General features: G+C 60.1%; 27 protein-coding genes and 1 riboswitch. Of the genes, 17 read left to right on the top strand and 10 right to left on the bottom strand.

Going from position 1 to position 26586, the window contains the following annotated elements; translation table 11 throughout:
* Positions 1-33 precede the first annotated feature (33 nt).
* Genes ACRZ94_RS10495 through ACRZ94_RS10505 form a run of 3 tightly spaced genes read left to right on the top strand, consistent with a single transcriptional unit; the run spans position 34 to position 2646 of the window.
* Entirely contained in the window at positions 34-1263 is a 1230-nt protein-coding gene (locus ACRZ94_RS10495) for a class I SAM-dependent RNA methyltransferase (RefSeq protein ID WP_480797296.1), read from the top strand.
* A 20-nt stretch (positions 1264-1283) separates the two neighbouring features.
* Positions 1284-2069: an ion transporter gene (locus ACRZ94_RS10500; protein ID WP_480653923.1), complete on the top strand. Its 786-nt coding sequence runs from the start codon at positions 1284-1286 to the stop codon at positions 2067-2069.
* A 58-nt stretch (positions 2070-2127) separates the two neighbouring features.
* The gene (locus ACRZ94_RS10505) at positions 2128-2646 is read left to right on the top strand and encodes a L,D-transpeptidase family protein (protein ID WP_480653036.1); all 519 of its coding nucleotides are present in this window, start codon (positions 2128-2130) and stop codon (positions 2644-2646) included.
* Here the strand turns inward: ACRZ94_RS10505 and ACRZ94_RS10510 are convergent.
* The 7 genes from ACRZ94_RS10510 to cysQ all read right to left on the bottom strand — a co-directional run bounded on the left by ACRZ94_RS10510 (position 2630) and on the right by cysQ (position 10628).
* Positions 2630-4075, bottom strand: coding sequence for a nodulation protein NodH (locus tag ACRZ94_RS10510; protein WP_480797297.1), 1446 nt, complete (start codon positions 4073-4075; stop codon positions 2630-2632). The two genes, ACRZ94_RS10505 and ACRZ94_RS10510, sit on opposite strands and share 17 nt — an antisense overlap.
* A 6-nt stretch (positions 4076-4081) precedes the next feature.
* Positions 4082-5782 (bottom strand): DUF5927 domain-containing protein, encoded by a 1701-nt coding sequence (locus ACRZ94_RS10515; RefSeq protein WP_480797298.1) that lies wholly within the window; start codon positions 5780-5782, stop codon positions 4082-4084.
* Positions 5779-6765, bottom strand: a complete 987-nt coding sequence (locus ACRZ94_RS10520; protein WP_480797299.1) for a glycosyltransferase family 2 protein — start codon at positions 6763-6765, stop codon at positions 5779-5781. The genes ACRZ94_RS10515 and ACRZ94_RS10520 overlap by 4 nt, the downstream gene beginning before the upstream one ends.
* Positions 6766-6931: 166 nt before the next feature.
* Positions 6932-7969 carry a glycosyltransferase family 2 protein gene (locus tag ACRZ94_RS10525; RefSeq protein ID WP_480797300.1) on the bottom strand — a complete coding sequence of 346 codons (1038 nt, stop codon included), beginning with the start codon at positions 7967-7969 and terminating at the stop codon, positions 6932-6934.
* Positions 7970-7976: 7 nt separating this feature from the next.
* The gene (gene galE / locus ACRZ94_RS10530) at positions 7977-8960 is read right to left on the bottom strand and encodes a UDP-glucose 4-epimerase GalE (protein ID WP_480653045.1); all 984 of its coding nucleotides are present in this window, start codon (positions 8958-8960) and stop codon (positions 7977-7979) included.
* Positions 8961-9030: 70 nt separating this feature from the next.
* A complete protein-coding gene (locus tag ACRZ94_RS10535) occupies positions 9031-9831 on the bottom strand; it encodes a 3-deoxy-manno-octulosonate cytidylyltransferase (protein WP_480797301.1) in 801 nt (266 codons plus the stop codon).
* Entirely contained in the window at positions 9831-10628 is a 798-nt protein-coding gene (cysQ, locus tag ACRZ94_RS10540; RefSeq protein ID WP_480797302.1) for a 3'(2'),5'-bisphosphate nucleotidase CysQ, read from the bottom strand. Before cysQ ends, ACRZ94_RS10535 begins: the two co-directional genes overlap by 1 nt.
* Before the next feature lie 122 nt (positions 10629-10750).
* Here cysQ and ACRZ94_RS10545 point away from each other — a divergent pair, with 122 nt between their 5' ends.
* The gene (locus ACRZ94_RS10545) at positions 10751-11572 is read left to right on the top strand and encodes an ABC transporter permease (protein ID WP_480797303.1); all 822 of its coding nucleotides are present in this window, start codon (positions 10751-10753) and stop codon (positions 11570-11572) included.
* On the opposite strand, the gene ACRZ94_RS10550 is transcribed toward ACRZ94_RS10545, so the two are convergent.
* Complete coding sequence (locus ACRZ94_RS10550; protein ID WP_480797304.1) at positions 11569-12171, bottom strand: alpha-ketoglutarate-dependent dioxygenase AlkB family protein; 603 nt, start codon at positions 12169-12171, stop codon at positions 11569-11571. The two genes, ACRZ94_RS10545 and ACRZ94_RS10550, sit on opposite strands and share 4 nt — an antisense overlap.
* 212 nt (positions 12172-12383) lie before the next feature.
* Between ACRZ94_RS10550 and dnaK the strand changes: the two genes are divergently transcribed.
* The 13 genes from dnaK to radC all read left to right on the top strand — a co-directional run bounded on the left by dnaK (position 12384) and on the right by radC (position 23984).
* The gene (dnaK, locus tag ACRZ94_RS10555; RefSeq protein ID WP_480797305.1) at positions 12384-14291 is read left to right on the top strand and encodes a molecular chaperone DnaK; all 1908 of its coding nucleotides are present in this window, start codon (positions 12384-12386) and stop codon (positions 14289-14291) included.
* A 74-nt stretch (positions 14292-14365) separates the two neighbouring features.
* Positions 14366-15517: a molecular chaperone DnaJ gene (gene dnaJ, locus ACRZ94_RS10560; protein ID WP_480797306.1), complete on the top strand. Its 1152-nt coding sequence runs from the start codon at positions 14366-14368 to the stop codon at positions 15515-15517.
* Positions 15518-15687: 170 nt separating this feature from the next.
* Positions 15688-15794: riboswitch (TPP riboswitch) on the top strand.
* Between the two features lie 44 nt (positions 15795-15838).
* A complete protein-coding gene (gene thiD, locus ACRZ94_RS10565; protein WP_480797307.1) occupies positions 15839-16642 on the top strand; it encodes a bifunctional hydroxymethylpyrimidine kinase/phosphomethylpyrimidine kinase in 804 nt (267 codons plus the stop codon).
* Positions 16639-17616 carry an FAD-dependent oxidoreductase gene (locus ACRZ94_RS10570; protein ID WP_480797308.1) on the top strand — a complete coding sequence of 326 codons (978 nt, stop codon included), beginning with the start codon at positions 16639-16641 and terminating at the stop codon, positions 17614-17616. The genes thiD and ACRZ94_RS10570 overlap by 4 nt, the downstream gene beginning before the upstream one ends.
* Complete coding sequence (gene thiS, locus ACRZ94_RS10575) at positions 17600-17794, top strand: sulfur carrier protein ThiS (protein WP_480653063.1); 195 nt, start codon at positions 17600-17602, stop codon at positions 17792-17794. The genes ACRZ94_RS10570 and thiS overlap by 17 nt, the downstream gene beginning before the upstream one ends.
* 2 nt (positions 17795-17796) lie before the next feature.
* Complete coding sequence (locus tag ACRZ94_RS10580; protein WP_480797309.1) at positions 17797-18561, top strand: thiazole synthase; 765 nt, start codon at positions 17797-17799, stop codon at positions 18559-18561.
* Complete coding sequence (locus tag ACRZ94_RS10585) at positions 18558-19154, top strand: thiamine phosphate synthase (protein WP_480653066.1); 597 nt, start codon at positions 18558-18560, stop codon at positions 19152-19154. The genes ACRZ94_RS10580 and ACRZ94_RS10585 overlap by 4 nt, the downstream gene beginning before the upstream one ends.
* Positions 19151-20113 carry a ThiF family adenylyltransferase gene (locus ACRZ94_RS10590; RefSeq protein ID WP_480653068.1) on the top strand — a complete coding sequence of 321 codons (963 nt, stop codon included), beginning with the start codon at positions 19151-19153 and terminating at the stop codon, positions 20111-20113. Before ACRZ94_RS10585 ends, ACRZ94_RS10590 begins: the two co-directional genes overlap by 4 nt.
* A 20-nt stretch (positions 20114-20133) precedes the next feature.
* Positions 20134-21069 carry an ABC transporter substrate-binding protein gene (locus tag ACRZ94_RS10595; protein WP_480797310.1) on the top strand — a complete coding sequence of 312 codons (936 nt, stop codon included), beginning with the start codon at positions 20134-20136 and terminating at the stop codon, positions 21067-21069.
* Positions 21066-21740 carry a thiaminase II gene (gene tenA, locus ACRZ94_RS10600; RefSeq protein WP_480797311.1) on the top strand — a complete coding sequence of 225 codons (675 nt, stop codon included), beginning with the start codon at positions 21066-21068 and terminating at the stop codon, positions 21738-21740. Before ACRZ94_RS10595 ends, tenA begins: the two co-directional genes overlap by 4 nt.
* The gene (locus ACRZ94_RS10605) at positions 21737-22462 is read left to right on the top strand and encodes an ABC transporter ATP-binding protein (protein ID WP_480653074.1); all 726 of its coding nucleotides are present in this window, start codon (positions 21737-21739) and stop codon (positions 22460-22462) included. Before tenA ends, ACRZ94_RS10605 begins: the two co-directional genes overlap by 4 nt.
* Positions 22459-23193, top strand: coding sequence for an ABC transporter permease (locus tag ACRZ94_RS10610; RefSeq protein ID WP_480653076.1), 735 nt, complete (start codon positions 22459-22461; stop codon positions 23191-23193). Before ACRZ94_RS10605 ends, ACRZ94_RS10610 begins: the two co-directional genes overlap by 4 nt.
* A 35-nt stretch (positions 23194-23228) precedes the next feature.
* Positions 23229-23984, top strand: coding sequence for a RadC family protein (radC, locus tag ACRZ94_RS10615; RefSeq protein ID WP_480797312.1), 756 nt, complete (start codon positions 23229-23231; stop codon positions 23982-23984).
* Between the two features lie 70 nt (positions 23985-24054).
* On the opposite strand, the gene ACRZ94_RS10620 is transcribed toward radC, so the two are convergent.
* Complete coding sequence (locus ACRZ94_RS10620) at positions 24055-25602, bottom strand: phosphate ABC transporter substrate-binding/OmpA family protein (protein WP_480797313.1); 1548 nt, start codon at positions 25600-25602, stop codon at positions 24055-24057.
* A gap of 25 nt (positions 25603-25627) precedes the next feature.
* Positions 25628-26548, bottom strand: a complete 921-nt coding sequence (locus ACRZ94_RS10625) for a hypothetical protein (RefSeq protein ID WP_480797314.1) — start codon at positions 26546-26548, stop codon at positions 25628-25630.
* Positions 26549-26586: the final 38 nt, after the last annotated feature.

A 26586-nucleotide genomic window follows, 5' to 3' on the forward strand; every position in this document is an offset into this window, starting at 1 on the left:
TGTTGTGCGCAAAGCCCCGGTATCAGGCCCCTTATGACACAGCAGTACACGATAACCCGCCTTGGTCATCAGGGCGACGGCATTGCCGATGGCCCCGTTTACGCCCCTCGTACCCTGCCGGGTGAGGTGGTCAGCGGCACATTGCTGGGTCAGTTTCTGCAGGACATACGGGTTGAAACCCCATCCGATCAGCGGGTGAAGGCACCGTGTCGCCACTACAAAGCCTGCGGCGGATGTCAGTTGCAGCACGCGGCTGATGATTTCGTCGCTGGCTGGAAAGTCGAGGTGGTGCGCAACGCGCTGGCCGCGCAGGGGCTCGATGCCCCGATGCGGCCCATTCACACCTCGCCCGACCGGTCCCGCCGTCGGGCAACAATTGCGGTGAGGCGGACGAAAAAGGGAACGCTTGCGGGGTTTCATGGCCGGGCTTCGGACACCATCACGGAAATTCCCGATTGCCACCTGCTGCATCCCGATCTGATAGAAGCCATTCCCGTGGCCGAAGCGCTGGCGCTGTTGGGCGGCAGCCGCAAAGGCGTGCTGGCCGTGACGCTGACCCTGTCCGACGCCGGGCTGGATGTGTCGGTCAAAGGCGGCAAGCCGCTGGACGGCCCGTTGGAACTGGCCCTGGCGCAAGCGACCGAGAAACACGGTCTGGCCCGGCTCAGCTGGGAGGGTGAGGTGATCGCCATGCGCCACGCCCCGGTTCAAAGGTTTGGCGCGGCCAATGTGGTGCCACCGCCCGGGGCTTTCCTGCAGGCCACGAAGGACGGAGAACAGGCTCTGTTACAGGCGGTTTTGCAGGCAACGCAGGGCGCAAAGCGGATCGTCGATCTGTTTGCAGGATGCGGAACCTTCTCTCTGCCCCTCGCTGCCGGTGCCGAGGTGCACGCGGTTGAGGGTGAGGCTGCGATGACAGAGGCGCTGGATCAGGGCTGGCGTCGCGCGCAGGGCCTCAAGAAAGTCATGACCGAGGCGCGCGATCTGTTCCGCCGCCCCCTGATGCCGGATGAATTGAAATCCTTTGACGCCGTGGTCATCGACCCACCCCGTGCGGGCGCCGAGGCGCAAATCACCGAACTGGCGCAGGCGCAGCGCCCGGTGATTGCCTATGTTTCCTGCAACCCGGTGACCTTTGCCCGCGATGCAAAAACGCTGGTTAACGCAGGTTACACCCTTGAATGGGTACAGGTGGTGGACCAATTTCGGTGGTCGTCACATACCGAACTTGCCGCACGCTTTGTCTTGGGGCCCGCATCATGAGCAGACAGGAGAAGATCCAAATGGGATTGAGCCACCGCCTCTTGGGCATCATCGAAAATCCCGTTTTTGGCCGGTTTATCACCGGGGTCATCATCTTCAACGCCATTCTGCTGGGCATGGAAACATCGCCCACGATAATGGAGGCTGCAGGCCCCCTGATCGTCACCCTGGACAGCCTTTGCCTTGCGATCTTCGTGGCGGAAATCGCGATGAAACTGGTCGCGACGGGTCGGCGGTTCTTTACCAATGGCTGGAATATCTTTGACTTTATCGTCGTTGGCATCGCGCTGATCCCCAGTGCGGGCGGGCTGTCGGTGCTGCGGGCCTTGCGTATCCTGCGGGTTTTGCGCGTCATCTCGGTGGCACCCCGTCTGCGCCGTGTGGTCGAAGGGTTCATTTCGGCCCTGCCGGGGATGGCCAGCGTGTTCCTGTTGATGGCGATCCTGTTCTACATCGGGGCGGTGATCTCGACCAAGCTGTTCTCAAACAGTTTTCCCGATTGGTTCGGCGATCTGGGCCTGTCGGCCTATACGCTGTTCCAGATCATGACGTTGGAAAGCTGGTCCATGGGCATCGTGCGCCCGGTGATGGAGGTCTATCCTTACGCCTGGCTGTTCTTTGTGCCGTTCATCATGGTTACCACCTTTGCGGTGGTGAACCTGTTGGTGGGTCTGATCGTGAACTCGATGCAGGATGCCCACCACGCCGAGGACGAGGTCAAGACCGACGCTTATCGGGATGAGGTTCTGGAACGGCTGGAAAGCATCGAGCGTCGCCTGACCGAGCAATCACACAGCAAAAAGTGATTTCAGTTTTTTCAGATTCTGGCATAATGCTGAAAAAAAAAGAGCAGGCAGTGAAACTATGGATCGTCGAGCATTTGGATTGGGTGCTGTGGCAACGTTGGGCCTTTCGGCCTGCGCCTCGGCTAACCCTCGTATTCTTACCTATGATGGCCCCGAGGTGACCTCATTGGTCATCAACAAGGGCGCGCGGAAGATGTATCTTCTGCACAACGAAACCATTCTCAAGGAATACAAGGTTGATCTGGGCTTTGCCCCGAACGGGACCAAAACCAAACGTGGGGATGGCCGCACGCCCGAAGGCACCTATCTGATCGACCGCCGCAACCCCAACAGCCGCTATCACCTGTCGCTGGGTATTTCCTATCCGAATTCGCAGGACGTGGCGCAGGCCAAGGCGGCTGGTGTTGATCCGGGGGGCGACATCTTTATCCACGGTCAGCCCAATCGCCGCAAGGAACGCAAGCGCGCGACCAAGACGCCGGACTGGACCGCAGGATGCATCGCCGTCAAAAATGACGAGATGGAAGAGATTTACGCGATGGTTGGCCGGGGAACCCTGATCACGCTGCGCCCGTAATCGGTTTCCAGTCTCCAAACCCAAACTGCATATAGTCGCGCTGGTAGGTGTCTACCGCCAGCGCCTCAAGCTGTGGGTCGTAAATCTCGCCAAGGGCGAAGGGCGCATCCGGGGCGCAAATCCGTGGCGTGGGCGGGGTGACGTGACCCAGGCGCTGCGCCAGTTCAGGCAAGGCTGTTGCGATCTCATCCTCGCGCAGAATCTGGTCGGGCAGCGCAAATGAGGCCATGCCTTCCAAAATCTGCGACTGGCTGGCCCAGACCCCATCCACCCGCACCGGGGTTTGCCCGGCCAGGTTCTGACGCAGAAAGGTCAGAAAGGCCGTAAACGCCTCATAGTGTTGATCTACCGGGTAGTTGTCCTTGCGCAGCTGGCCGGGGATCGGCAGCTTGAACCGGTTGCGCAGCATATTGCGGATTTTCACATAAGCCCCCGGTTCGGTGCTGAGGATTTGAGAGCAAAACGCCGTATGCGCCCGTGCCAGCGGATGCCTTAGAACCGTGAACCTGCGATGCCCCGGATGATCCTGCAGCCAGCGCCGCATCTGTTTGCGGTTTTGGTTGGTGATCAGCCTGTCATGCCCGACCTTGTCCAGATCGGCCAGCCATTGACTGACGGCCCCTTCGACCCCGCCGCGAATGGGCAGATACATCAGCGGCGTTTCAGGGGATGCGATATAAGTCGCCACAGCCGGACCCCGTCTGGGTTCGAAATTCGGGATACGGTGCAGATTGAAACTGTCGATCTGCGCCAGTGCCTGCTCGGCCTCCTCCGGGTTGGTGACTTTGGTTAAAACCGGCTCGGGGTTTTGGGGCTTGATCGTATCGTCGATCGCGGACAGCCGGGATGAGACCCCCAACCAGTCTGCCAGCCCATTCAAAACCCCCAGATTGGTCAGGTCGTCATAAGCGATGTGGAAGGCAGTTTGCCCGGTGGTTTGCAACGTGTTGAGCGCCAGCAGTTGAAAACCCTGCTGCTGGTCCAGGTATCGCTCAAACTCGGGGCCATCAAATTCAATCTGCGCTTCGCGGCGGCGCTTGATGTTTTTTAACTGCCACTGCTTGGTTTCGCGCGCGATCTTGAGCGAGACATAACTGTCCAGCGGATTGCGCGTCAGAATGATCTTGGCGCATCTTGGATCGTTCAAAACACACTCTAACACACGGGGATCATGGCCATCAAAGAAGCGAAATCCATTGATTTCACCGGGGGCGGATTTGATCGCCTGCACGAGCTTCATCGGGTCCTCATCGCGTTCGTCAAGCGTGACGCCCAGCAAATCCTCGGATTTAAGCCGTCCAATGAAATGGGGGTTGAATGCCTCACCATGGCTGGTGACGCCGTCCAGCGCGTTCAGGTTGAATTCCAACAGGTTGGATCCTGTGCGCATCGCGGCAAGAACGACGAAGTAATCGAAATGGGACGCCATGAGGGGTTATTGCACCAAATAGGGTTTCTTGAACGGCTGCGCGCGCGCGCCGAACACATCATCAGCCGGAAAATCACCCATCAGATAGGGGTGCATCCCCTGGTTTTTCAGATTTTGCAGGAATTTCCCAAAGCCCGACAGATCAACCATGACCGGCGCTTCGGTGAGGTGGTTGGGATGACGGGTCCCAATCTCATCAATGACGGTTTGCAATGGGTCCATCGGGGATTCGACAAACTCTGCCAGCGACCAGATGCGCACCCGCGCTTTGGTCCAGACCGAGTTCAGAACCTCAAGCTGTTTGGTCTCAATCCGCTGCAGGCGTGCGGCCTCAACCCGGATATCGGCAAAGTTCATGTTCGACCGGAACAGCGGAATCGCCCAGGCGCCGGTTATGACCGAGATTTGCGCATTCCTGTCGCGGGCCAGGAACCAGTTGATCTTTTGCGTGTCCCACGGCCCGAACTGAAAGCACTGCCGCTCACCCCGTGTGTTCCAGATCAGGTTCGAGACAAAGGCCGTGGGGTTATAGTCGCGCAGAACCGCACAATCGCTGAGCGCGCCGTTGGTGATCGAAACCCCTTGGGCAAATTCGGCACGGGCGGGGCCGAACAGATGCCCATGCACCCGGGCACCTGTGGTTTCCTCCAGCCAGGGCTCAAAACCCTCAAACAATTCGGCAAAGCCCTGAAACACCGAATAGGGGGATGAGGTCAGGCCGTTTTCGCTGCCGTGACGCGGAAACCGGCTTTGCATGTAAAGGCCATCGCGGCCCTTGGTGCGCCGCTCAACCGCTTTGGAAAAGACCCGGTCGATTTTGCCGGGATTGGGTTCGGTTGGGTGCATGGCAGTGGTCTGGTCGGTCAAAAACGCCTGATACAGCCTGTCGGCCTGCGGCCATATCTTGCGCGCCACGAAACAGTCGGACCGGCGCAGCAATTGCAGGTGGTCGTCGTAAAAGATATGCGGCCGGCCCTGATAGTCGAATTTTGACAAGGTCAGCGACCGGCTTTCGATATGCGTGGAATACAGCCGTGCCAGCGTTTGGAAATAGCTTTCATCCGGTATCCAGACGCGCCGGAAATATCGGTCATAGGTCTTGCGCTTTGGGTCCTGCAGAATGGCCGACAGGGTCTGACGGGTCAGGCACCACCACTGACTGCCCATATGCGGGGTCAGCCCATCCGGAATCCTGCGCCGCATCCCAAGCGCACGCTGCAGTTTGACATAAGCATCAAACAGTTTGCGGCTTCTGCGCCAGGAAAACGGAAAGCGCAGGGTAAAGCGTTCCTGGTCCAGCCCGCCTATGGTCCAGCTGACATCTGCAGTGGTGGCGCTTTCGATGAAATCAACCCGCGGGCGGTCGGCCAGATAGTCGATCAGCTCTCTCACAGGGCGCAAGGGCAGACAAGCGCCCGAGGACAGGTACACATGGTGGACATCCGGAAACTCTTGCAGCATCTGATCGGCGGCGGATTGTGAGGCCGCGACGATGCCCCAGCTGCCCCATTCGCAGGTGTGACGCTCTGACATCCGGATCAGCGGATCATCCGCGCAGGAGGCCGCGAAATCGGCATAAACACGCGCGGGCACTTTGCGATCCACATGGATCACCACCGGGCAGCCCGAGGCCGTCCAATGGCGCGCCACCTGCTCGGCCCGGTGCAGGGCTGTATGGACCAGCATGACGATGCCCAGACTGCTCATGCCCAGTTTCCTTTGGACATCAGGCCCAGAATCTCAAGCTGTCGCCAGTTGATGAATTTCTCGGACTGTTCGCACCAGAACACGGGCTTATCTTCAAGCCCGTCGGCATAGGCGCGGTATTCGCCGGATCGGCGGTAATGCTGGCGGCGCTGCATTTCCTCGGCGGCCTTGTCGGTCAATGTGCTGATCAGCTTGGCATGCAGCAACGCGCCGCTGGCTTTTTCACCGCCCCAATCGTCATAAACCTGATTCAGCCCCCGCGGTAGCAAGGCGTGGGTTGAGCTGACATAGACATAGCGCTTGTCCCATTTGACCAGGGGAATCTTGTTCAGCGCGGGCGCCTTTGACGGGGTGTTGCGGAAAAACACCCGTGCGCGCGGCCCGCCCTGAATCCACAGGTTCTTGTAGTCCGGGTTCTTGGTGATCATGTAGTTGCCCGCATCGAACCAGCGGGCAATCTGGAACGGGTCCTGTCCTTCGTGATAGGGGTCGGCATCTACCGGGCCTTGCGGGTACATGTCGATCAGCATGGTGCCGAAACTGCGCACCGCGCAGCCATCCAGCCAATCGGTCAGGGCACGGATCGGGCGGGTATCGCAGAAGGGATAGATAAAGAACTCATCCGGGTCGACGGTCAGAACCCAGTGCCCATGGGCGTGTTTGCGCAGCAGGTAGTTCGACCAGTCCAGCCCAAAGGATGCCTGTTTGTAGCTGGCCTTTGCACACCAGACCGATGCATCAGGCTGACTGGCCAGATATTCGCGCGAGCCGTCATCGCTGTTGTTGTCGACAAACAGGAAATGATTGACCCCAAGCTTGCGGTAATAGTCCAGAAAATAGGGCAGGCGGATTTTTTCGTTCCGCAGAACGCTCATCAACAACACGTCGTCGGGGCGGATATCGCCGGTCTTGTCGGATACCGGTTTGAGTTGCCGCCGTTTATACACGCAGCGCGCAAGACGGCGCTTGCGCCGAAGCCTCATCCGATATGAATCCAACAGGCTCACGCGTCTGCTCTACCTTTTTTGTTACGCGAGCATGCCCGGGGGCTGGATGATCCAGAGTGGTGCCGGGCAATTGCCGATTTATGCCATTTTTACATCTTTGATGGCAACGCCTTTAAAAGTCGTTAGCCAGATCTGCTGCTTTTCAGCCAAGTTTCCCCATCAGTCCCATCCCCTGCAATTGGGCCCATCCCTCGTAGCGCACGGAGTCTGGTGTCCACATCGTCGGACGGTTTTCGATTGCATCATAGTATGTCGCAAATAGGTCCGGATCATGAAAATGCTGGCGTCGCGCTTTGTCCGCGCCGGATTTTTCAATCACATCGGGCAGGAACTTTGTGTGCAGCAGGACGCCGGATTGGGCATCCTGATCCGGGCCGTCATAGGCCGCGTTCAGGTGTCGGGGCAGGGCGGAATGGCATGAATTCACGTAGGCATATCGGCGCGACCATCGGACCAGAGGGATTTTGTTTAGGGTGGGCGAATGGCGCGGCTGGTCGGCGAAGAAAACCCGTTCGCGGGCCCCGCCCTGCAGCCACAGATTGCCCAGCGGGCTTTGCCGTTGCGCGCGGTAAGGGCCGGGGTCGAACCAGTCCAAAACCTCGGTCGGGTCGGTCTCGGGGTCATAGTCCTGCGTTCCCAGTGGCCCTTTGGGATAAAGGTCCAGCATCAGTGCGCCAAAACCGACCCGGCCCTGCTGGTCCAGTGTTGCGGTCAAATCTTGCAGGGATCGGGTGTCGTGATCTGGATAGATCAGCAGCTCATCGGCATCCACCATCAGGGTCCAATGACCGTGGCCATAGCGCATTTGCAACCATGTCAACCAATCCAGCCCAAACCGCGATGCGCGATAGCTGGCGGGCGTCTGCCACAGTGATACATCCGGTTGGTCGCGCAGAAACGCGGCCGTGCCATCATCGCTGGCGTTATCCACCATCAGAAAGTGATCGACGCCCAACCCGCGATAGTGGCGGAAGAACCACGGCAGACGGGTGGTTTCGTTTCGAAGCGTGGTAAAGGCCAGAATGGCACCGGGTTTGATTTGCCCCGTTCGGTCATTCAGGCAGGTCAGCTGATGGCGGCTGCGGAAAGACCGCCACAACAGCCGCCGCCGTTTCAGGCGCAACCGGTATTTTTGTACCCACCCGATGGGGGGAAGAGGGTCGGTTGCGGGGCTTCTCACCGGCGGCTCACTTCTCGTAATTGCCGTTCTGGTGCCAGCGCCAGGCGTCGCCGATCATCGTCTCTAACGTTGATCTTTTTGGCTGCCAGCCCAGCTCTTGCCCGGCGCGGACGGACCCCGACACCAGCTTGGTACAGTCGCCCGCGCGGCGGGGGCCGATGGAATAGGGCACCTCGCGGTTGGTGACGGATTTGGAATGGCCGATGACCTCCATCACCGAAAAGCCCGAGCCAGTGCCCAGATTGAACACGCGGCTGCCTTTGCCTTGTTCCAACCAGTTCAGACCCAGCACATGGGCGTCAACCAGATCGCAGACATGCACATAGTCGCGAATACATGTCCCGTCGGGCGTGTCGTAGTCGGTGCCAAACACGGTCAGCCCGTCGCGCTTGCCGTCAATCGCGTCCAGCATCAGTGGGATCAGGTGCGTCTCGGGGCGGTGGAATTCCCCGACCTCGCCCTCGGGGTCGGCCCCGGCCACGTTGAAATAGCGAAAGATCACATGGTTCAGACCGTAAGCGGCCTGAAAATCACGCAGGATGTCTTCGATAGCTCGTTTCGAAGCGCCATAAGCGTTCAGCGGCTCTTGCGGAGTGTCTTCATCCAGCACCACATTGTCATGCTCGCCATAGGTGGCGCAGGTCGATGAAAAGACAAAGTTCAGGCACCCGGCGGCCACGGCGGCCTCGATCAGAGACAGCGAGCCGGTGACGTTGTTGCTCCAGTATTTTCCCGGTTCGGACATCGCCTCACCCACCTGGCTGAGGGCGGCGAAATGCATCACAGCGGCGGGTTGGTACTTGGCAAAAACCTCATCCAGACGGGCGCGGTCCAGCAGGTCGCCCTGTTCAAAGGGGCCAAATTTCACCGCGTCCTGCCAGCCGGTGATCAGATTGTCATAGGTCACAGGCGTATAGCCCGCCTGCGCCAGCGCCTTGCAGGCATGCGATCCGATATATCCGGCACCGCCCGTTACAAGTATGTAAGTCACTTTAACGTCCAACTTTCGAAATCCGGCGCATCCGGTCCACAGAGGGTAAACACGCCGCTAGGAATACTATTCAGTCCAGGCCCATCGCGGCCATCATCGCCTCAAGCTTGGGCACGTCCTGCGGGTTGTTCAGCTCCCAGAACTGGCGGCCTTTGGCTTCGACCTCGACGCACAGAACTTTGCGCCCGTTTTCCATGAAACGCAGCTGTTCCAGCCCTTCCAACTGCTCCAACGGGCCGACGGGCCATGTGGGATAGGCAGCCAGCGCATCGGGGCGGTAGGCATAGACGCCGACGTGGTGGAACACGGGGGTGTCGTCATCCGCACCATAGGTTTGCGCCGTATATGGCACGACCTCTTTCGAGAAATACATCGCGCTGTGGTCGGCGGCGAAGACGGCAGTTGTACCGCCGACGCGCCCGTGTTTGCGATCATTCAGCAGACCGTTCAGCGCATCGCCGTCACAGCGTAGAACCGGCGTAGCCACCCCCGCGTCAGGCGCGGCCCGCAGGCCCGCGATCAGGTCTTCGACGAACCAATGCGGCGTCAGAGGCGCGTCGCCCTGCAGGTTGACCACGATGTCATAGCCCGCGCCCAGATTTGCATGGGTTTCGGCGCAGCGTTCGGTGCCGTTCTGGCATGTGTCCGCGGTCATCACGACCTCGGCCCCGAAACCTTCCGACGCCGCGCGGATGCGGTCGTCATCTGTGGCTACAACCACCTTGTCCACGCCTGCGACCGAACAGGCCGCGCGCCACGACCGTTCGATCAGGGTCATCGCTTTGCCACTGGCCCCGGTCAATGGCACCAGAGGCTTGCCCGGATAGCGGGTCGAGGCGTAACGGGCGGGAATGGCGATCAGAACGGACATCAGGCCTCCTTCAACTCAACACCCGGAGCGTAGGCGATAAAGAACGGGTTTGCATATGCGTCTTTGCCGTAGCGCAGCGGCGTGTGGTCATCAAAACGCACGACATCGCCACCTGCACCGGCCAGAACGGCGTGACCAGCGGCCGTATCCCACTCCATAGTGCGGCCCACGCGGGGATACAGATCGGCCTCGCCCGTAGCGACCAGACAGAACTTGAGCGACGAGCCCGCGCTTTTGCTGTCCTTCACCTGATATTTGTTGATGTAATCCTCGGTCGCCTGATCCCGGTGTGATTTCGACGCCACGATCATCAGCGCCGAATTGTCCGGTTTAGAGACTGAGATCGCCGTCACCTCACCAGCCTGCGCCTTGTCCAACGCGCCGGTTTCCTCGACCGATTTCCCATCGGCTTGGGTGTAGAACATGCGGCCCTTGGCCGGGGCATAGACCACACCACGGGTCGGTACGCCGTTTTCCACAAGCGCGATGTTCACGGTGAAATCGCCACGGCGGTCGATGAATTCCTTGGTGCCGTCCAGCGGATCAACAATCAGGAACGTGTCGCCTTTTTCGGAATGCGAGGCGGCCTGTTCTTCGGTCACCAGCAGGATGTCGGGGAACGCCGCGCGCAAACCGGCCGAGATCAGGGCATCGGCGGCCTCGTCCGCTTCGGTCACGGGGCTGGCATCGGATTTGACTTTGACGTCGAAATCATCTGCCTCATAAATCTCCATGATCTTGTCCCCCGCTTCCAGGGCCAGACGTCGGATGACAGGGATGAGGGCGTCGTAGGTCACAAAAATGCTCCGTTCCTGTGGTTTGTTGATAGAATATCCTGACGGCCTTATGATGCGCGGGTTACGGATCGGCAAGAAATTCGTGGCAGGATGCAGGCGAAAAAACGGGAAAGACGCTTCGGGTGTATCAGTATAAGCGAAACCAATCACTGCTGGGCGGCGCGTTCACAACGCTTGAGCTGATTTTTCACGCGGTTGTTCGAAACATTCGTTCAAGCCACAGCAATGCATTGCTGGCGATTCTGATCAGCATTCTTCAGGTTCTGGTCATGGTTGCAGTGTTTTACGCGATCATGTCCTTTATGGGACCGCGTATTTCCCGCGTCCGGGGCGAATTTATCCTGTATTTGCTGTCGGGTGTCTTTCTTTTCCTGATGCACATAAAATCCGTCTCTGCGGTTGCCGGGGTCAGCACAGGTGGCAATCCGATGATGCTGCATTCACCAATGAATATGATGGTGATGTTGTTGGCGACCGCGTTCGCAACCCTATACACACAGATTATGACGGTGTTCATCATCCTCAGCCTGTACAGCGTGATCGTTGCGCCGCTTGAGATACAGGATCCGGGCGGCGCGTTTGGCATGATGATCCTGTCTTGGTTCACCGGATGTTCGGTCGGTATCGTGCTAATGGCCCTGACACCCTGGTTTCCGACTGCGGCCACCATCATCAGTAACATCTATCGCCGCCTGAACATGATCTTTTCGGGTAAGATGTTTTTGGGGAATGCGCTGGGCGGGGCCACGTTGGCGATGTTTGCCTGGAACCCACTGTTCCACATTATTGATCAGTGCCGCGGCTTTGTGTTTCGGAACTACTTTCCGCGAAACTCCAGCTGGGAATATGCGCTATGGGTGGGTCTGGCGCTGTTGCTGATCGGCTTGCTGGGCATTTTCTTTTCACGCCAGCACATCTCTCAAAGCTGGAGCGCGCGGCGCTAGTTTGCCACACGCAGGGTCAGGTTGATCCGTCCGCCTTTTGGCAAAAGCTTGGACGATCCGAACCGGATACGGTCAACACCGTGATAGGTCAGCCGCGCCGGTCCGCCCATGATCACCACATCACCCGAGCTGAGCCAGATCGACTCGGTCTTGCCGCCGCGGGTCTGGTTGCCGATGCGAAACAACGCGTCATCCCCCAGTGAGATTGACAGGACGGGCCAGGAAAAATCGGCCTCATCCTTATCCTGATGCAACCCCATTCGGGCCCCTTCGCCGTAGTAGTTGATCAAACAGCAATCGGGATCGCGTTCCGTGCTGGCAAGGTTGCGCCAAAGGTCCAGGATGGGGGCGGGGATCGCGGGCCACGCCGCGCCTTTGGGATGCTGCGGCTGATACCGATACCCGGCCCGGTCGGTGACCCACCCCAATGCCCCGGCCGAAGTCATCCGTACTGACATTTCCTTGCCCGAGGGCGTGACCGGGCGAAACAGTGGCGCGGTTTTCAGAATCGGGCGCAGCAGATCAACCAGCCGGGCCTGCGCCGCGCTGTCCAGATGTGCTTTGTGAATGTCAAACCCGCGTAAATTCAGCCGCGCCATCCAAGATTCCCCGATCCTTGCCAAAACCTTGCCGAAAAAGGCCACAGATTCCCGAAAACCTGCGATTTACAACGCTTGCAGGCCATTCGTCCCGCCCTTATATACGCCGGGACGCGCGACGGTGTAGGGCCCTTGCGCAAATCAGATCGAGGCCGGGTGCCATAACGGGTTCGGACCTCGGACATCGCCTTGAAGAGAAAGGGATTGAACATATGGGAAAAGTAATCGGGATTGACCTCGGAACCACCAACTCGTGCGTGGCCATCATGGACGGCTCGCAGCCGAAGGTCATCGAAAACGCCGAAGGGGCGCGGACCACGCCCTCGATCGTCGCCTTCACAGAAGATGAGCGTCTGGTCGGTCAGCCTGCAAAGCGTCAGGCGGTCACCAACCCCGACAACACGATCTTTGGCGTCAAGCGCCTGATCGGTCGTCGTGTGGATGATGCCGAAGTCGAAAAAGACAAGAAAATGGTGCCGTATGCCATCGTCGATGGCGGCAATGGCGACGCATGGGTCGAAGCCCGTGGCGACAAGTATTCCCCAAGCCAGATCTCGGCCTTCACTCTGGGTAAGATGAAGGAAACCGCCGAGAGCTATCTGGGTGAGGAAGTCACACAGGCGGTCATCACCGTTCCGGCCTATTTCAACGACGCACAGCGTCAGGCCACCAAAGATGCGGGCAAAATCGCCGGTCTCGAAGTGCTGCGGATCATCAACGAACCGACAGCGGCTGCTCTGGCCTATGGTCTGGACAAAGAAGAAACCCAAACCATCGCGGTCTATGACCTTGGTGGTGGTACCTTCGACGTGACCATTCTGGAAATCGACGATGGCCTGTTCGAGGTCAAGTCGACCAACGGTGACACCTTCCTGGGTGGTGAAGACTTTGACATGCGCATCGTCAACTACCTGGCGGATGAGTTTAAAAAGGAACACGGTGTCGACCTGTCTCAGGACAAGATGGCCCTGCAGCGTCTGAAAGAAGCCGCTGAAAAAGCCAAGATCGAGCTGTCCTCGACCTCGCAGACCGAGATTAACCAGCCGTTCATCTCGATGGGTTCGAACGGTCAGCCGCTGCACATGGTCATGAAGCTGACCCGTGCCAAGCTGGAATCGCTGGTTGGTGACCTGATCAAAAAGTCGATGAAGCCTTGCGCCGCCGCTCTGAAAGACGCCGGCCTGTCGGCTGGCGACGTGGATGAGGTTGTTCTGGTCGGTGGTATGACCCGGATGCCGAAGGTCATCGAAGAGGTCACCAAATTCTTCGGTAAAGAGCCGCACAAGGGTGTGAACCCGGACGAAGTTGTTGCCATGGGCGCCGCCATTCAGGCCGGTGTTCTGCAGGGCGACGTCAAAGACGTGGTTCTGCTGGACGTGACCCCGCTGTCGCTGGGGATCGAGACACTGGGTGGCGTATTCACCCGCCTGATCGACCGCAACACGACCATTCCGACCAAAAAGTCTCAGGTCTTCTCGACCGCCGAGGACAACCAGAACGCCGTGACCATCCGCTGTTTCCAGGGTGAGCGCGAAATGGCCGCGGACAACAAGATCCTGGGTCAGTTCAACCTTGAAGACATCCCGCCCGCGCCGCGCGGCATGCCTCAGATCGAGGTGACTTTTGACATCGATGCCAACGGCATTGTCTCGGTTTCGGCCAAAGACAAAGGCACCGGCAAAGAGCAGAAGATCACCATCCAGGCATCGGGTGGTCTGTCGGACGAAGATATCGACAAGATGGTCAAGGACGCCGAGGAAAACGCCGAGGCCGACAAGGAACGCCGCGAGCTGGTGGACGCCAAGAACCAGGCGGAAAGCCTCATCCACTCGACCGAGAAATCGATGGAAGAGCATGCCGACAAGGTCGACCCGACCACCATCGAAGCGATCGAACTGGCAATTGCCGCGTTGAAGGACGAGCTGGAAACCGAGAATGCCGACAAGATCAAGTCGGGCATCCAGAACGTCACCGAGGCCGCGATGAAGCTGGGCGAAGCCATCTACAAGGCGCAAGCCGAAGAAGGCGAAGAAGAGCCTGCCGCGGCAGACGAAGCGCCCGCAGAGGATGACATTGTCGACGCAGAGTTCGAAGATCTGGACGACGACAAACGTAACTAACGGGTAACCGGGCCAATCCGGGCCGGTCCGCTCGCCGGGCCGGCCCGATTACGTTGAGGCAGAAGGAAATACTGATGTCAAAACGCGACTACTATGATGTGCTCGGCGTATCCAAGGGCGCATCGGCGGACGAGATCAAGAAGGGTTTTCGTACGAAGGCCAAAGAACTGCATCCCGACCGCAATAAGGATAACCCGGATGCAGAGGCGCAGTTCAAAGAGGCCAATGAGGCCTATGATGTCCTGCGCGATGCTGAAAAGAAAGCAGCCTATGACCGATTTGGCCATGCTGCGTTCGAAAATGGCATGGGCGGTGGTGGCCGTCCCGGCGCTGGATTTGGCCAGGGCGATTTCTCCAGCGCGTTTTCGGACGTGTTTGACGATCTGTTCGGCGATTTCATGGGTGGTCAGCGCGGCGGCGCCGGTGGCGGACGTCGCGCCGCGCGCGGTTCGGACCTGCGTTATAACCTGCGTGTGACGCTGGAAGAGGCGTTCTCGGGCCTGCAGAAAACCATCAGCGTTCCGGCGGCGGTGGCGTGTTCGGCCTGTGATGGCACGGGCGCGGAGAGTGGCGTCGAACCGACCACCTGCCCGACCTGTTCCGGTATGGGCAAGGTCCGCGCGCAGCAGGGTTTTTTTACGGTCGAACGGACCTGCCCGACCTGTTCGGGTCTGGGTCAGATCATCAAGAACCCCTGTAAATCCTGCAATGGTGCGGGCCGCGTGGAAAAAGAACGCGCCCTGTCCGTCAACATTCCCGCCGGTGTCGAAACCGGGACCCGCATTCGTTTGGCGGGTGAGGGTGAGGCTGGGATGCGCGGTGGCCCTCCGGGTGATCTCTATATCTTTGTCGAAGTCTCGGATCACAAACTGTTCGAACGCGACAGCGTGAACCTTTACTGCCGCGTGCCGGTCAGCATGGCCAAGGCAGCCTTGGGCGGTTCGATTGAGGTTCCGACCATCGATGGCGGTCGCGGCCGCGTGCAAATCCCGGCTGGCAGCCAATCGGGCCGCCAGATGCGCCTGCGCGGCAAGGGTATGCCGGCGCTGCGCGGCGGTGGCATTGGCGACATGTTCATCGAACTGGCCGTCGAAACGCCGGTGAACCTGACCAGCCGTCAGAAAGAACTGTTGAAAGAGTTTGATGATCTGGGCGAAGATAACCACCCGGAATCCAAAAGCTTTTTCTCATCCGTCAAATCCTTTTGGGACGGTATGAAAGGCTGAGAAGTCGGGTAGGGGGCTTTGCCCCCGCCGCCCTTTGGGCGACTCCCCCGAGATATTTATAGACAGGTGAAGCAGGGGATCCGCACTTCATCTGTCTGAAAATATCCCGGAGCGCGAGACAGAGCCTCGCAAAATCCCCTTGAATATTTTCACTGCGCCTGAGATGGTCGCGCCAACCGTTGGGGTGCCCTGATCAAAGGGCTGAGAGGCGTGAATGCGTTAACCCATCGAACCTGATCCGGGCAATACCGGCGTAGGGAACGGTCTAGCGCGAACAGACGTTTTCCATGCTGCGTTGCCCATTGATGATGGAGCAACGATATGGCGCATATTGCCCTGACTATTGCGGGCTCGGACAGTGGCGGCGGGGCCGGGATACAGGCGGACCTCAAGGCGATGTCTGCCCTGGGTGTCTATGGTGCCAGCGTGATCACCGCCGTGACGGCGCAAAACACGCAGGCCGTGACGGCGGTGCATGGGATACCGCTGGATGTGGTTGCGGCCCAGATTGATGCGGTTCTGACCGATCTGGATGTGGGTGCAATCAAGATCGGCATGCTGGCAACGCCTGAAGTTATTCAAACGGTTGCGGATGCGATTACCGGGTTTGAGGGGCCTGTCGTGCTGGACCCGGTGATGATCGCCAAGTCGGGCGACGCCTTACTGGCAGAGGAAGCGGTTCAGACATTGCGGGATGTCCTGCTGCCTCGGGCCGCCGTATTGACTCCCAATCTCCCCGAGGCCGCCTGCCTGTTGGACTGCCGTGTCGCGGAAACACCCGAACAGATGATTGATCAGGGCCTGGCCCTGTGCGCCTTGGGGGCGGGTTCGGTGTTGATGAAAGGCGGCCATGGGCGTGGCGAGATTTGCTATGACCTGTTGATCGAGCCCACAGGGCTGGTCGCTGAATTCACGGCCCCCCGGCGCGCAACGCGAAACACCCACGGCACGGGCTGCACGTTGTCCTCGTCTATTGCGGCAGGACTGGCGCAGGGGCTTGGGTTGGTTGACGCCGTTGGTCAGGCGCATCGCTATCTGCAGGGGGCGATCGCCCGGGCGGATGAGTTGAAGATTGGCAATGGTCACGGGCCGGTTCATCACTTTCATCAGGTTTGGCCTGCGTGACGGTCTGGTCGGTCATAGGCGCGGGCGTCGCAGGTCTGGCCGTCGCGACCGAGCTGGTGTCTCGGGGCGCGAAGGTACAGGTCTTTGATCCTGCTGGCCCGCCGGGTCCGCATGGGTGCTCGTGGTGGGCCGGGGGCATGCTGGCCCCGTGGTGTGAGTTCGAAAGCGCCGAGGAGCCTGTTTTGCGTCTAGGGCAGACCGCGTTGGAGTGGTGGGCAAGGCACACTTCGGTTCAGCGGCGCGGAACACTGGTTGTGGCCAACCCGCGTGACTTACCCGACCTGCGCCGTTTTGGGCGCCGGACCGAGGGGTTTGGCGAGGTTGAATCCCACGAAATAGCCCAGTTAGAGCCTGATTTGCATGGCTTCACCAAGGCGCTGTATTTCGCAGATGAGGCGCATCTCGACCCGCGTCAGGCGTTGCGGGACCTGTACGCTCACCTGCTGAACCACGGTGTCGAATTTCATCGCAAGCTTGCCCCGGCGCGGTTGGAAAACGCGATTGATTGCCGGGGGCTGCACGCGCGCGAGGTGCTGCACGATCTGCGCGGTGTGAAGGGTGAGATGCTGGTGATCCGCTGCCCTGATGTCTCTTTGACCCGTCCGGTACGCCTGCTGCACCCCAGGATGCCGCTTTACATCGTGCCACGGGGCGAGGGCATCTATATGCTGGGCGCTACGATGATCGAGAGTGAGGACAGCAGCCGCATCACTGCGCGCTCGATGTTGGAATTACTCAGCGTGGCCTATGCGCTCAACCCCGCATTCGGAGAGGCCGAGGTGCTGGAGATCGGCGTCGATCTGCGCCCGGCCTTTCCCGACAACCTGCCACGTATCCGGCGGCTGGGGCGCACGATCTATGCCAATGGCCTGTACCGCCACGGGTATCTGCTGGCCCCGGCGCTGGCGCAGGGTGTGGCGGATCTGGCGCTGGACAACAAACATTCGGAGATGGTCGATGAAGATCGTGCTTAATGGTGAACCCCAGGAAATTCAGGCTCTAACATTAGCGGAACTGCTGGTGGAACGCGGAGTCTCGGGGCGGGTCGCAACGGCGGTGAACGAAGAATTCGTACCGTCGAGCCTGCGTATTGCCCACAGATTGGCAGATGGCGACCGGGTCGAAATCCTTGCGCCGATGCAGGGGGGCTGAGGATGAAACAGTTTTACGGCACCGAATTGCCTAACCCGCTGATGCTGGGCACGGCGCAATATCCCAGCCCTGCCATTCTGGAACAGGCGTTTCGCGATAGCGGCGCGGGTGTGGCCACCGTCTCACTGCGCCGCGAATCCGGGGCGGGGCAGACATTCTGGCAGATGATCCGCGATCTGGGCGTGTTGGTTCTGCCGAACACCGCCGGGTGCCATACGGTCAAAGAGGCCGTGACCACCGCCCATATGGCGCGAGAAGTGTTCGACACAAAGTGGATCAAGCTGGAGTTGATCGGCCACACGGACAGTCTGCAACCGGATGTGTTCCAACTGGTCGAGGCCGCACGCATTCTGACCGAGGACGGGTTTGAGGTTTTTCCCTACACCACCGACGATCTGATCGTGGGCGAACGTCTGCTGGCGGCTGGGTGTGAGGTGCTGATGCCCTGGGGCGCGCCGATTGGCTCGGGGCGGGGGTTGAACAACGAATACGCTTTGCGCGCCATGCGGGCAGAATTTCCTGATGTGCCGTTGGTGATTGACGCGGGCATTGGTCTGCCCAGCCATGCCGCGCACGCGATGGAGCTGGCCTATGACGCCGTTCTGCTGAACACGGCTGTCGCGCGGGCGGGTGATCCTGTGGCCATGGCGCGGGCCATGATGCAGGCGACCCTTGCCGGGCAACTGGCGCATCAGGCCGACCCGATTGAGGCGCGCGATATGGCCGAGCCCTCGACCCCCGTGATCGGAAAGGCGTTTTTGTCATGAGATTGGATCGGTTCTACCCGATCTTCGATCATTCCGACTGGTTGCGGCGGATGCTGCCCCTTGGGGTCAAGCTGGTGCAGTTGCGGATCAAGGATCAGCCTGACGCGGTGGTGCGCGAACAGATTGCTTTGTCGCGTGATCTGTGCCGCCAGCATGGTGCAGTTCTGGTGGTCAATGACTACTGGCAGGCCGCCATTGAGGCCGGATGCGACTGGATTCATCTGGGGCAAGAAGATTTGGATGAGGCCGATCTGAACGCGATCCGCAAGGCCGGGCTGAAACTGGGCGTCTCAACCCATGATGACGACGAACTGGAACGGGTACTGGCCATGGACCCCGACTATGTGGCGCTGGGTCCGGTCTATCCGACCATTCTGAAAAAGATGAAGTGGGAGCAGCAGGGCCTGCCCCGCGTCACCGAATGGAAGGCGCGCGTGGGCGACATCCCCTTGGTCGGGATCGGCGGCATGAGCGTTGAGCGCGCGCCGGGTGTGTTGCAGGCGGGCGCGGATATCGTCTCGGTCGTGACTGACATCACGCTGAACGCGGACCCCGAATCCCGTGTGCGCGAATGGATTGAGGTCACGCGATGAGCCGTTATGCCCGCCAGACGATCCTGCCCGAACTGGGTGCAGACGGGCAGGGTCGCCTGTCCGCCGCACGTGTACTGGTGGTGGGCGCGGGCGGATTGGCCGCCCCGGTCCTGCCGTTGCTGGCCGGGGCTGGGATCGGGCATCTGACGATCATGGACCGGGATGAGATCGCCCTGTCAAACCTGCACCGGCAGACGTTGTTCACGCCGTCTGACTGTGGCCGCCCAAAGGCCGTGGTCGCGGCTGAACGTTGCCGCGCGTTGAACGATGAGTGCGATATTGTTGCCGAAGAACAGGCTCTAACTAGTGCGAATGTCACTGAATTTGTTCAGCAAGTCGATCTAGTTCTGGATTGCGCCGACAGCTATGCGGCAAGCTATACTCTGTCTGACACCTGCCTTGCCCTTGGCAAACCTTTGATTAGCGCCTCGGTGCTGGGGCTGACCGGCTATGTGGGCGGGTTCTGCGGTGGGGCTCCGTCATTGCGGGCTGTGTTCCCCGACGCGCCGGACAGCGGTGCCAGTTGCGCAACGGCCGGTGTGCTTGGCCCGGTTGTCGGGATCATGGGTGCGATGCAGGCGCAGATGGTGCTGAACTTGATCCTTGGCCTGCAACCCTCGCCCTTGGGTCAGATGGTGCAGTTTGACGCGCGGACCTTTCGCAGCACCACGTTTCGTTTTGATGGCGCCCCGGAGCCTGCACGGCATTTCTCATTCCTGTCTGCTAACCAATTGCGCGCGGACGATGTGATCGTCGAACTCCGCAGCGCAGAGGAAGCGCCTGAACCGATCCATCCCAACGCGCGGCGCACGACTACTGCAAACATCAAAACAGAGCCTAATAAGGATAAAAGGCTAGCACTTTGCTGCGCCACTGGCCTGCGGGCCTGGCGCGCGGCAGAAGAATTGCAACCGGATTGGCCGGGCGAGATTGTCCTCGTCGCGGCCTCAACCTCGTGAACGAAAAGGACCCGCGAGATATGAAGAAACTGATGACAGCCATCGCCCTGCTGGCCGCCGCGCCTGCCTGGGCCGAGGATAAGATGACCGTTCTGCTGGACTGGTTCGTCAACCCCGATCACGGCCCCATCATCGTGGCGCAGGAAAACGGGTATTTCGCGGATGAGGGGCTTGAGGTTGAAATCATCCCGCCTGCCGATCCGTCGGCCCCGCCGCGCCTTGTGGCCGCCGGTCAGGCGGATTTGGCGGTGTCCTATCAGCCCCAGCTGCACCTGCAAATCCACGAAGGCCTGCCCCTGAAACGCGTTGGCACGCTGGTTGCCACGCCTCTGAGCTGCCTGCTGGTACTTGAGGACGGGCCGATCAAAACTCTGGCCGACCTCAAGGACAAAAAGATCGGCTTCTCGGTCGCTGGTGTCGAAGAGGCAGTGCTGTCGGCCATGTTGAACACGCATGGCGTCGCGTTGGATGATATTGAATTGATCAACGTCAACTTTTCGCTCTCGCCTTCTTTGATGAGCGGTCAGGTGGACGCGGTGATCGGGGCCTTCCGTAACTTTGAACTGAACCAGATGGATATCGAAGGTGTCGCGGGCCGCTGCTTCTATATCGAGGAAGAAGGCGTGCCGCCCTATGATGAGCTGATCTATGTGGCGAACCCGGACACGATGGACACCGACAAAGTGGCGCGTTTTCTGGCCGCGACTGAAAAGGCGACTCAGTTCATCGTGAACAACCCTCAGGAAAGCTGGGAGATTTTTGCCAACACCTCACCCGAGTTGCAGGATGAGCTGAACGCTCGCGCCTGGGTCGACACGCTGCCCCGTTTCGCCCTGCGCCCGGCGGGGTTTGATGCCGGTCGCTATGCTCGGTTCGAGGCATTCCTGAAAGACAGTGGCATGATCGACAGCCTGAACCCGGTCAGCGACATCGCCATTGATGTGACCGCGCAATGAGCGGATATGGCAAAGCTTTCGCGCTGATGCGCGACGCGGCGCAGGGGCCGTGGCGGGATTATACCCGCCACGCCTTTGTCCAAGGGTTGGGGGATGGAACCCTCCCGCGCGCCGCGTTCCTGCATTATCTGCGGCAGGATTACGTGTTCCTGATCCATTTCTCGCGGGCCTGGGCGCTGGCGGTGGTGAAATCGGAAACGCATGCGGAAATGCTGACGGCTGTGGGCACGGTGAACGCATTGGTCGCCGAGGAAATGCAGCTGCATATCGGCATTTGCGAAGCGGCCGGGATTTCGCAGGAGGAGTTGTTCGCAACCCCAGAACGGGCCGAAAATCTGGCCTATACGCGGTTCGTGCTTGAGGCCGGGTATAGTGGAGATTTGCTGGACCTTCTGGCGGCCCTGGCACCCTGCGTCATGGGCTATGGTGAGATCGGCGCACGGCTCGCCTCTGAGGCCACATCAGAGACCTATCGCGACTGGATCAACACCTATGCCAGTGATGACTACCAGGGCGCATGTCAGGCGGTTGGAGATCTATTAGATTCGGCTCTAACACGGCGAATTGGGGTTGAATTTGAAGCCTCTACGCGTTGGGACCGTCTATGCCGGACCTTCCGCACAGCAACCGAGCTTGAGGTCAATTTCTGGCAGATGGGCCTGACCCCGTGACGCAAGCGCCTGACCTGACCATCAGCGGTTCAGCCACAATCAACGGCGCACCTTTGTTCGCGCCGTTGACCCTGACCCTTGCGACGGGGCAGTGGACGTGCCTGCTGGGCGGGTCAGGTGTGGGGAAAACCACCGTTCTGCGCCTGATTGCCGGGCTGGAGACGGGCGCAGACTTCAACGGGCAGATCGTCGCCAGTGATGCGCAGCCAGTCCCAAACCGGGTCGCTTACATGGCGCAGGATGACCTGCTGCTGCCTTGGGCGACGGTGGCGCAGAATGTGTCTCTGGGCGCACGTCTGCGGGGCGAAAGACCCGATCTGGTCTGCAGGGACCGTCTGATCGAACGGATGCGGTTGCAGGACCATATGGGCAAGAAACCCGGCGAGCTTTCAGGCGGCCAACGCCAGCGCGTTGCCTTGGCGCGCACGTTAATGGAGGATCGCCCGATTGTTTTGCTGGATGAGCCGTTCTCGGCCCTTGATGCCAGAACACGCGCTGACATGCAGGACCTTGCGGCCGAGGCGCTGGCGGGACGCACCGTCTTGCTGGTGACCCATGACCCGGCCGAGGCCGCGCGGTTGGGCCAATCCATCGTGGTGATGACCGCGCAAGGCTTGACTGCGTGCAATCCACCCTCAGCCCCGGCCCCGCGCCATGTGGATGATCTGGAAACGCTGGAAACGCAGGGCGCGTTGCTGCGTTTGCTGAGAGAGGCGGCATGAAACTTCTTTCGGGCCTTGCAGCGACCGTCTTTGCCGTCGCGCTCTGGCAGGCGATTGTCAGCCTGACGGGCTTGCCCAGGTTCATACTGCCCGGCCCGGCTTTGGTGGCCGAAACATGGTGGCAGAACCGCTGGTTGATTGCCGAACACACATGGATCACGGCGGTCGAGGTGGTGATCGGTCTGGCCGTCGGCACGGTGCTGGGCGTGATCACCGCGTTACAGCTGGCCAATTCGCGGGCCGCGCGGGTGTTGGTGCAGCCCATGCTGGTCTTTACTCAGGCGCTGCCGGTCTTTGCGCTGGCGCCGCTGTTGACGCTGTGGCTGGGCTATGGGTTGTGGTCCAAGGTCGCGATGGCGGTTCTGATCATCTATTTCCCGATCACCTCGTCCTTCTTTGACGGTTTGATGCGCACGCCGCCGGGTTATCTGGACCTTGCCCGCACCATGCAGGCCAGCCCGCGCGCTGTGCTGTGGCATATCCGCATTCCGGCGGCGCTGCCCTCGCTGGCATCCGGGATGCGGCTGGCGGCGGTTTATGCGCCGATCGGGGCGGTGATTGGTGAATGGGTCGGATCGTCCAAAGGACTTGGCTATCTGATGTTGTTGGCCAATGGGCGCGCCAAGACCGATCTGATGTTTGCCGCGATGCTGACCTTGGGGGTATTTTCCATCCTGCTGCATCTGACCATTCGCCGCGCCACGGTGCGCATGGCGGGTGAGGGGCGTTAACCATTCGGAAACCGATTCTGCGTCAGGGTGAGGCCATGACCAAAGACGCCTTTGCCGAAGCCCCCATGCTGTTTGAAACGGATGAAGCGCCCGCGCAGCCGCTGCCGTCTGGTCGATTGCCCTCCTATATCAAAGACCACCGCAAGCGGTTGCGCGAAAGGTTCATGTCCGGCGGGTCTGCCGCGATGCCGGATTATGAGCTGTTGGAGCTGGTCCTGTTCCGATCGATCCCCCGGCAGGATGTGAAACCGTTGGCGCGGGCGCTGATGGACACGTTCGGGGATTTCAACCGGGTGTTGACCGCGCCCGAAGACCGGCTGCGCCAGATCAAGGGCGTGGGCGATACAGTCATCACCGATCTGAAAATCCTTGAGGCCTGCGCCCACCGCATGGCCCGCGCGCGGGTGATGCAGCGGCATGTGATCTCGGGCTGGGATGCGTTGCTGGATTACTGCCATACGACAATGGCCCATCGGGAGACCGAGCAATTTCGTGTTTTCTATCTCGACCGCAAGAACGTGTTGATCGCGGATGAGGAGCAGGCCAAGGGGACTGTCGATCACGTGCCGGTTTATCCGCGCGAAGTGGCGAAACGCGCGCTGGAGCTGAACGCTTCGGCGCTGATCGTGGTGCACAACCACCCGTCGGGCGATCCCACGCCCTCGCAATCGGATATCGATATGACCAACCGGATCCAGGATGCCTGTCTGGCGTTGGGCCTGACCCTGCATGACCATTTGATCATAGGCAAATCGAACGAGTTGAGCTTTCGGTCAGAGGGATATTTGTAGGGGCGTTGCCCCCTTTTGTCCTTTCAGGCCAATTCACACCGACCGTGCATTAAATGAGAAGAAGATGGGGTTATTGCACCCAAATCTCGACGCGGCGGTTGATTTTGCGGCCCCATTCGGTGTCGTCGCAGGCCATGGGCATGGCTTCGCCAAAGCCGTCGACATCCAGCGTGATACTATCAGGGATGGCAGTTTCCACGGCGGCCAGAACGGCATTGCGCACGGTTTTGGCGCGCAGCAGGGAAATCCGCGCGTTTGAGGCGGCGGCCCCGTCCCCATCACTGAACCCGACGAAAAGCAGTTTGCGAGCGTCCAGAGTTCCGGCCTCAAGCTGTTGGGCCAGGTGCAGGATGTTGGACCGGGATTGCGCGTCAGGGCGGGAGGATCCTGCCTCGAACCGGAAGGACAGCGACAGTCGCGACAAGGGGCGCAGGGTGGTCACCATGCGTTGCAATTCGTCCAGCCCAACCTCGGACCCGCCCGAGGCGACGGCATTTGCAAACCGGTTGCCCTGAAGGTCGATGGGCAGCGTTTCGGGGGCCTGATCGACAAAGCCCGCGTCACGGATGGCCAATTGCGCCTCGGGGCTTTGGGTATAGGCCAGGAACTGGCGGGCGATCCGGGGCAGGCGGCGGTCAGGCAGGTAGAGGAACATGGGCGAAGTCAGGGGGTAATCCTCGGTCTTGATCGTTTGCCTGTTGGCGATCAGGACATGGCCGCAGCCCCCGGCCAATGGCAGGGCACGGGCGGCACGCGCCTCGGCTTGGCTGGCAAGACCGATGGCAAAGGGATCATCGGCCACATCGCGCACCAGTTCGCTGCCGCGCATGTGCCGGGTGACCTTGGCGGTCAATGCGGTATCCGCGGGGCCCAGCAGGCGATCCTCGACATCTTGCGCCAGTCCGGATTCGGTATCGGGAAGATGCAGCGCAATGGGAGCGTCAGGGCCCCCAAGGGCAGACCAGTTGTCGATCTCACCCGATAGCACAAGGACCAGATCGGCCAGCGATATATGCGGCACCGGATTGCCCGGTGACACAATGGGCACCAGCGCATCCAGCGCGACCACCCGCGACCGGCGGGGATGGTTCAGATCGCCCTGACCGGCGGCGAGGGCAGCATCATTTTCCTCGGCGCGGACTTCTCGCAGGGCCAAAACGATATCTGTCTTGTCGTCGATTAGATCGGCGAAGCCACCGCTTGTGGTACCGATTTCAAAGGAAAACCGTCCAAGGGGGGTGGCGCGGCCGTTTTGGTAAAGCTCGTAGACTGAACCGGTGCTGTCGTGTTCAACCGACAGCCCCTCGTGCCGGGCAAAAGCCCTTAGCAATGCGGGCATGACGGTTTCGGCCATCGCGGATGCCCCGGACAGGCGCAGCTCGGCCACGAAATCGGTAAGGCTGGGGCAGGCGGGTCCATCACAGGTCACGCCCGAGCCGTCGACCGTCAGCTCACCGAATTGCGTGTCGACGCGGTAGAATTCACCGTCAAAGCCCAGCAGAGTGCCAGTCACCTCGACCTTGCCATCATGCGAGGTCAGGGTGATGTCCTGCGCCTGCAGCGAGGTTGTGGATATTGCCGTCAACAGTGCGGCGGCGGCCACACGGAAAAATGTCATAAGAGGGTCAAGCCTGCCTGCGGTTCTATTTGGCCGCGATTGTCAGGTTTTGAAGCAGATTATTCAACACCAGAAACTCACCGGATTGCGTACAATCCGGAAAGCTCAGGGTCAGATCGCGCGATTGCAGGCTTTGATCTGCACCCAGTTGCAGGGATTGAACACTCAGGCTGCGACCGCAATTGGTCTGGGTCACCTCGGCCTCGACCGTTAGCTGGATCTGGCCCGATTGATGTGATTGCGCAATCGGGAACGAGTAAACCTCGAGGTTGCGGGCATCGTTGAACGTGGTGTTCGACAGGCGCACCACGCTGCCGGTGCCGTCGTCAGACCCGGCTGAGACATGACCCGCCTCTCCATAATTGGCGCCAAATTCCAGGGCGTGGATCTGCAGATCGGTCTCACCCTGCCACTGCAGGGCCACGCGGGAATACTGGCTGATGTCGGGGATGTGAGTGGTGGCGACGGTGCCTTTCTGATCCTCAAGGGAAATCAGAAAGATCGCGTATTCCGACAAGGCTGGTATTGTCAGGTCGAGCGTGCCGTTTGCGTCGGCCTGTTGTGTGACCGTCAGGCCGCTGTGATGCACATCAATCCGTTGATTTCCGTGGCAGGGGGCTTTGACGATCAGACGGGCGCTGCCACCCGGGGCGGCATAGGCACGCGCCCGCAATTTGCAATCGGCGTGGTCAGAGGGGGCTGACCGGCTGGGTGTCAGTCTGCGCTGCGCGGCAGTGCCTGTTGCGTCGCTGTCCGGGGCAGGGGTCGCTGAGGTCAGAACAATATCCTCAAGCCCGGGAACAACAGCGTTCGGGTCCATGGTCGCAACCTTAGTGCCCTGCGTATTGTCCGACCACGCAGGGATTCCATTCTGCATCAGGTAACCAATAGCCAGCGCACAAACGACAGTGCCGCCGGTGGTCACGTAGTTCTTTATGACAAACAAGACACCCTCCCCAGTTGAAGGAGCGAGTCGCATATTGA

Source organism: Ruegeria sp. CH10, assembly GCF_056537125.1.